Genomic DNA, 6,433 nt, shown 5'->3' with positions numbered 1-6,433 from the left:
CCGGCGCTGGGACCGTTCGACCCAGCTCGCGATGATCGCGGCCACCGAGGCGTGGAGCGACGCCGGTCTCGCCGACACCGCTGAGGGCGACGGCCCCGACGGCGACCGCGTCGGCGTCGCCTTCGCCTCGGGCATCGGCGGCGTCACCACGCTGCTGTCCAACTACGACGCGCTGCTCGAGAAGGGCCCGCGTCGCGTCTCGCCGCTGGCGGTCCCGATGCTGATGCCCAACGCGCCCGCGGCCAGCATCAGCCTGGCCTTCGGCGCGCGCGCCTTCGCCAGCACCCCGGTCTCGGCATGCGCCTCGGGCAACGAGGCGATCTCGCTGGCCCTCGACCAGATCCGTCTGGGCCGCGCCGACGTCGTGGTCGCCGGCGGCACCGAGGCCGCCATCCACCCGCTCAACATCGCGGCGTTCGCCAACATGATGGCGCTCTCCAAGAGCACCAACGACCCGACCACGGTCTCGCGCCCCTGGGACACCGGCCGCGACGGCTTCGTCCTCGGCGAGGGCGCCGGCGCGCTGGTCCTGGAGTCCGAGGAGCACGCCCTGGCCCGCGGTGCGCGCATCTACGCCGTGGTGATGGGTGCCGGCGTGACCGCCGACTCCCACGACATCGCCCAGCCCGACCCGAAGGGGCGCGGCGGCACCCGGGCCATCGCCCGGGCCCTGCACGAGGGCGAGGTCGATCCCGCCGACGTGGTGCACGTCAACGCGCACGCGACCTCCACCCCGCTCGGCGACATCGCCGAGGGGCTGATGCTGCACGCGACCCTGGGCTCCCACGCCACCGAGGTGGTGGTGACCTCGACCAAGTCGATGACCGGCCACCTGCTCGGCGGCGCCGGCGCCGTGGAGGCGGTGGCCACCGTGATGGCCCTGCACCACCGGACCTCGCCGCCCACCATCAACCTCGACGACCAGGACCCCGCCGTCGACCTCGACATCGCCACCAAGGCCCGCGACCTGCCGCTCGGCGACATCGTCGCGCTCAACAACTCGTTCGGGTTCGGCGGCGCCAACGTCGCCGTCGCCTTCGGCAGCGTCTGAGACCAGGAGACCACCACGTGAGCACCGCCTCCGCCCCTCCCACCACGCCCGCCGCGAAGCCGGCCAAGCTGCCCCGGGAGCAGGACCCGCGCCACCCCCGGCACCGGCTGGGGGCGCTGCTCGACGAGGGCTCCCTCGAGCTGATCACCCCCGACGACGAGTCCGGCATGCTGGCCGCGGTCGGCACGGTCGGCGGCGCCCCCGTGGTCGCCTTCTGCTCCGACGCCACCGTGATGGGCGGGGCGATGGGCGACGAGGGCTGCCGCGTGGTCGTCGATGCCTACCACCGCGCCATGACCGACCGGATCCCGATCATCGGGCTGTGGCACTCCGGCGGCGCCCGCCTGGCCGAGGGCGTGCTGAGCCTGCACGCCGTGGGCCGCATCTTCCAGGTGATGACCCAGGCCTCGGGACGCATCCCGCAGGTCTCGGTGGTGCTCGGCCCGGCGGCGGGCGGCGCGGCGTACGGCCCCGCCCTGACCGACGTCGTGATCCTCGGGCCGGAGGGACGCATCTTCGTCACCGGCCCCGACGTGGTGCGCTCGGTGACCGGCGAGGACGTCGACATGCTGCGCCTGGGCGGCCCCGAGCCGCACGGTCGCCGCTCGGGCGTCGTTCACGTGCTCACCGACTCCGAGGAGGAGGCGCTGCAGCGTGCCCGCAGCATCGCGAACCTGCTCGGGGCGCAGGGCAGCCTGCGGGTCGCCGACGTCGAGGACCGCGACCTGGCCGCCGTCCTGCCCGAGTCGAAGAAGCGCGCCTACGACGTGCACCCGCTCGTGGAGCAGGTCCTCGACGAGGACAGCGTCGAGGAGCTGCACGCCCGCTGGGCCCCCAACATCGTCACCGCCCTGGGTCGCTTCGGTGGGCGCACCGTGGGCGTGGTGGCCAACAACCCGCTGCGCCTGGGCGGCTGCCTCGACTCGCTCTCGGCCGAGAAGGCGAGCCGGTTCGTGCGGATGTGCGACGCGTTCGGCATCCCGTTGATCGTGCTGGTCGACGTGCCGGGCTACCTGCCCGGCGTGGGCCAGGAGTGGGACGGCGTCGTACGACGTGGCGCCAAGCTGCTGCACGCCTTCGGCGAGTGCGTGGTCCCGCGCGTCACCCTGGTGACCCGCAAGACCTACGGCGGCGCCTACATCGCGATGAACGCCCGCTCCCTGGGCGCCACCAAGGTCTTCGCCTGGCCCGGCGCCGAGGTGGCGGTGATGGGCGCGGTCGCCGCGGTCCGCATCCTGCACCGCCGCAGGCTGGCCGAGGTCTCCCCCGAGATCCGCCCCGCGCTCGAGGCCGAGCTCGCCGCCGAGCACGAGCGGATCGCCGGCGGCGTCGAGCGAGCCGTCGAGATCGGCGTGGTCGACGAGGTCGTCGAGCCCGCCGCGACCCGCTCCGCGATCGCCCGGGCGATCGACGAGGCCGTCCAGAGCGTCGGCGTACGCCGCGGGGCGCACGGCAACATCCCGCTCTGACGCTCCGCGGGTAGACGCGGTCGACGAGGGGCTGTGACGTACGTAACGTTCGGCGCGCACCTGCGTTGAACCGACGACGTCTCTCGTGGAGGACCGCATGACGACCAGCACCCGCAACCTCACCGCACCGCTCGCCGCCGCCTCGGCCACCCTGCTCACCGCCGGGCTGCTCGCCGGCGCGGTGACGCCGGCCGCGGCGCACACCGGCACGGACGCGCACGACATGTCGGAGCACGCCCGCACCTGGGCCAAGGACCAGGTGTTGCGGCCCGGTTGCCGCTCCTACACCTACCGCTACAAGGTGAGCCCGCCGAGCGACCAGGCGTGGGGCCTGGAGACCTTCCTGGTCGGTCCCGGCGGCGAGAGCGTGGCCTCGGGCGCGCTGCACAGCGGCTCCGACCGTCGCAAGGGGCGCGACGCCTTCGAGTTCTGCAGCACCTCGACACGTGCGGGCAAGTTCAAGATCCGGGCGAAGCTGACCTACTACGTCGGCTTCACCACGCACGACGGCTGGGCCGACAAGTCCAGGTTCCGCCTGCGCCGACGCTGAGCGGCCGCCTCAGACGACCTGGTGCAGCCAGCGCACGGGCGCACCGTCCCCCGCGTGGCGGAAGGTCTCGAGCTCGTCGTCCCAGGGCTTGCCGAGCAGCTTGTCGATCTCGACGAGCAACGTCGTGTCACCGAGCGCAGCCTTGACCACCGCGGCCTTGAGCCGGTCCTCGGGGATCATGATGTCGCCGTGCATCCCGGTCACGGCGTGGTAGACGCCGAGGTCGGGGGTGTAGGAGTAGCGGGTGCCCTCGACACCGGGGCTGGGCTCCTCGGTGATCTCGAAGCGCAGGTGGTTCCACCCGCGCAGCGCTGAGGCGGTGGCGGCGGCGGAGCCCACCGCGCCGGTCCAGGACAGCTCGGCGCGGTAGCTCCCGCTCTGCGCCGGCTGGGGCGTCCAGTCCAGGCTCACGGGCATGCCGAGCACACCGCCCACTGCCCACTCGATGTGGGGGCACAGCGCGGAGGGTGCTGAATGGACGTAGAGCACGCCCCTCGTCGCGGTGCGGGTGGCAGTCGTTGCGGTCACCGTGACCTCCTTCATCTCCGGCGCGAGGTACGCCTTCCCCAGCGGTCTCGTCAGGAGTCTCGAAGGATCGAGTGACACATATGTGGTTTGGGATCATTGTGGCCCATGATGCGGCCGAGCACCAGTCCCGCGGGCCCGTGTCGCCGGCCGTCCTCAGGCCGGCGCGGCCGCACCGGCGCCACGGCGCGGGCCGAGATCCAGCAGGGTCCCCAAGACCTCCTCGACCACCCCGAGGCCCCCGAGGTGGCTCTCGCCCTCGATGACCGTCAGCTCGGCGTCGGGGAGCCGGTCGACGACGTGCCGGCCGTGGCGCAGCGGCACGATGTGGTCGTCGTCGCCGTGCCACCACCGCACCGGCACCCGCACGTCGGCAGGCGCGAAGCCCCAGTCGCGGCAGAACAGCAGCAGGTCGCTGATCGGCGCCGTGGACTGGAAGCGGTTGCCGTTGAGCAGGTCGTCGACGAACATCGCCCGGAACTCCGGTCGCGACAGCAGGGTCTTGTCGCCGGGGGGCTGCACGGCGGCGTACAGGTCGAGGAAGGACCCCGCCACCGGCCTGGCGAGCCGCACGAGCTGGTTGAGGGCGACGCCCAGCGGCACGCGCCCCAGCGCGAGCAGCGGAGCCAGGCGCACCGCCAGGCTGATCGCCCCGCCCTCGGCGGCGTCCGGCCCCACCGTGGGGGCCACTCCGCCGAGCACCGCGATGCCGTGCACCCGCCCGGGCAGCGCGGCCCCCGCGGCGAGCACGTAGGGGCCTCCCCCGGAGAGCCCGACGAGGTGGGTGGCCTCCACACCCAGCGCGTCGAGCAGGTGCTCCAGGTCGTGGGTCCAGTCGAGCAGGTCGCGGTAGACGTGCGGCGTCGAGGAACCGATCCCCGGGCGGTCGACACCGATGATCCGCACGCCCTGCTCGAGAGCGAGGCGACGGGCCTCGACCGGCACCTGGCGACGGGCTCCAGGGGTGCCGTGCATCCAGACCACGGCCCTGCCCCGCGGTGCGCCGTACTCGGCGAAGCTGAGCCGGCGACCGTCACGCACGGCCACGCTGCCCTCGAGGGCAGGTCTGTCCAGTGTCACAGGAGCGCTCATCGGGCCATCATGCCAGCGGCGGACCCCGGAACAAGAACACGTTCTCCCCCACGAGACGCCGGCTCCCCATGCCCTACGCTCCTGCCATGTCGCAACAGAGCCCCGGTCACGGTCTCGGGGTCGCGCCCGGGAGGCTCGTGCGACGTGCGGTCGCTGGCCTCGCCACCGCGGGCGCGCTGCTGTTCGCCTGGTGGTTCGTCACCAACCCGGCGACACTGCCCACTCGCGACGGCCACGTCACGGCGGTCACCGCGGCAGGCAGGCCCGTCTACGTGGGGGTCTGGAGCGCCGGCGCCGACTTCGACCGCGAGCTCCACGTGGCCGGGGTGCACCTGCGCGCCGACGCCACGGTCGCCGTCACCCTCGAGCCGCTCCTGTGCCGCGGCGGCTCGGTGGGGGTCACCAGCGACCCCGAGCCGTTCTGCCGTGCCCTGCTGGACCCCGCGGGGGCCACGCTGGGCCCGGGCGACTCGATCGTGGTGCGCGTCGTAGGCGAGGAGCCGGGAGCGCTCTACCTGGACCGACCGGCGATCGCCTTCCGCGAGGGCCCCAGGTGGGGCAAGCGCGAGGCGGGCACCGAGGCCGTCCTCGCGATCCTCACCCCCTGACGCAGCGACCGGGTGCGGTCCCGGTCGGGTCAGCCCCGCTCGGCCTTCTCGAGGATGGCTGCGCGCTCGGCGGCGTCGGTGATCTCGTCGGCGTCGATGGCGTCGGTGCGGTGGAACCACGCCAGTGCGTCGGTGGTCCGACCGGCGGACTCGAGGGTGTCGGCGTAGGCGTAGCGCAGCCGCACGACCCAGGGAGCGCGGCTCTTCGAGAGCAGCGGCGCCAGCTCGAGGGTCCGCAGCGCGGCGTCCATCTGGCCCATGTCGCGACGGGCTCCGGCCTCGACGATGGTCATCTCGGCCTTCGCCTCGGCCTCGAAGTTGGCCACCGACGGGCTCTTGGCGAGCTTGAGCGCCTGGTCGGGCTGCCCCAGCGCGCGGTGGCAGTCCGCGATGATCGGCAGGTACGCGGTCGCGCCGTTCATCCGCTTCGCGGCTCGCAGGTCGGCCAGCGCCTCGGCGTAGTGACCCGCTGCGTACGCCGCCTCACCGGCGGCCTCGCGCACCACGGCCAACCGAGGCGCGCGCGCACGCGCGGCCAGGGTGTGCTGGTAGGCGGTCTCGGGGTCCTCGTCGATGAGGGCCCCTGCCGCCGCGAGGTGGCGTGCCACCCGGGCCGCCAGCTTCTCGGGCAGGCCCTTGAGCTGGGCGATGACAGAGCGGTCGAGCTCCTTGCCGGTGATGTCGTCGGGCAGCTCGGGGCCGTCGTAGACCGCCTGGTCGGCGGAGCGGGGTGCTTCCTTCTCGACCGAGCGACCGCTGCCGGCCCCACGGGGCCCGGACTTGCGGTCGCGGGACTGGCCACCGCGTCCACCGCGGGAGTCGCGATCACCGCGGGAGTCACGGGAGTCGCGCGAGTCCGAGCGTCCACCGCGCTCGGGACGCCCCTCCGAGGACCTGCTCGAGGACGGACGGCCCCCGCCGGTGGGACGCCCACCCGAGGGGCGAGCGCCGGTGGGGCGCTGGTTGCGTCGCTGCTCAGCCACGGGATGCTCCTTCGTCGACCTGATGGTCAGGGGTAAATGCACGTAGGGGCCACCTTGCGGTGGCCCCTACGGAGTGTATGTCCGGCGGCGTCCTACTCTCCCACAACCTCTCGGTTGCAGTACCATCGGCGCTGAAAGGCTTAACTTCCGGGTTC

7 protein-coding genes and 1 rRNA gene are annotated in these 6,433 nt (G+C 73.4%); 4 read left to right on the top strand and 4 right to left on the bottom strand.

What is annotated here, in order from left to right:
- The 3 genes from ABKW28_RS22375 to ABKW28_RS22365 all read left to right on the top strand — a co-directional run.
- Window positions 1–1,051, top strand: a 1,051-nt coding sequence (locus ABKW28_RS22375; RefSeq protein WP_348613426.1) for a beta-ketoacyl-ACP synthase II, incomplete at its 5' end; no start/stop codon positions are given.
- A 68-nt stretch (window positions 1,052–1,119) separates the two neighbouring features.
- Window positions 1,120–2,520, top strand: a complete 1,401-nt coding sequence (locus ABKW28_RS22370; protein ID WP_227492120.1) for a carboxyl transferase domain-containing protein — start codon at window positions 1,120–1,122, stop codon at window positions 2,518–2,520.
- Between the two features lie 97 nt (window positions 2,521–2,617).
- Complete coding sequence (locus ABKW28_RS22365; RefSeq protein WP_348613424.1) at window positions 2,618–3,070, top strand: hypothetical protein; 453 nt, start codon at window positions 2,618–2,620, stop codon at window positions 3,068–3,070.
- A 9-nt stretch (window positions 3,071–3,079) separates the two neighbouring features.
- Here the strand turns inward: ABKW28_RS22365 and ABKW28_RS22360 are convergent, their stop codons facing one another.
- Both ABKW28_RS22360 and ABKW28_RS22355 read right to left on the bottom strand, forming a co-directional pair.
- Window positions 3,080–3,613, bottom strand: coding sequence for a DUF3145 domain-containing protein (locus ABKW28_RS22360; RefSeq protein ID WP_193670225.1), 534 nt, complete (start codon window positions 3,611–3,613; stop codon window positions 3,080–3,082).
- A 138-nt stretch (window positions 3,614–3,751) separates the two neighbouring features.
- On the bottom strand, window positions 3,752–4,687 hold the full coding sequence (locus ABKW28_RS22355; protein WP_348613422.1) for an alpha/beta hydrolase: 936 nt from the start codon (window positions 4,685–4,687) through the stop codon (window positions 3,752–3,754).
- A gap of 86 nt (window positions 4,688–4,773) precedes the next feature.
- Here ABKW28_RS22355 and ABKW28_RS22350 point away from each other — a divergent pair, with 86 nt between their 5' ends.
- Window positions 4,774–5,295 carry a hypothetical protein gene (locus ABKW28_RS22350; protein ID WP_348613420.1) on the top strand — a complete coding sequence of 174 codons (522 nt, stop codon included), beginning with the start codon at window positions 4,774–4,776 and terminating at the stop codon, window positions 5,293–5,295.
- 29 nt (window positions 5,296–5,324) lie between these two features.
- Here ABKW28_RS22350 and ABKW28_RS22345 read toward each other — a convergent pair whose 3' ends face one another.
- Together ABKW28_RS22345 and rrf are read right to left on the bottom strand one after the other, a co-directional pair.
- Window positions 5,325–6,278 carry a tetratricopeptide repeat protein gene (locus ABKW28_RS22345; protein ID WP_348613418.1) on the bottom strand — a complete coding sequence of 318 codons (954 nt, stop codon included), beginning with the start codon at window positions 6,276–6,278 and terminating at the stop codon, window positions 5,325–5,327.
- Window positions 6,279–6,357: 79 nt separating this feature from the next.
- Window positions 6,358–6,433 (bottom strand): 5S ribosomal RNA (gene rrf / locus ABKW28_RS22340); the annotation flags it as partial.

This window comes from Nocardioides sp. 31GB23 (assembly GCF_040012395.1).
GTDB lineage: Bacteria > Actinomycetota > Actinomycetes > Propionibacteriales > Nocardioidaceae > Nocardioides > Nocardioides salarius.
This window is presented reverse-complemented; position numbering and strand designations above follow the sequence as displayed.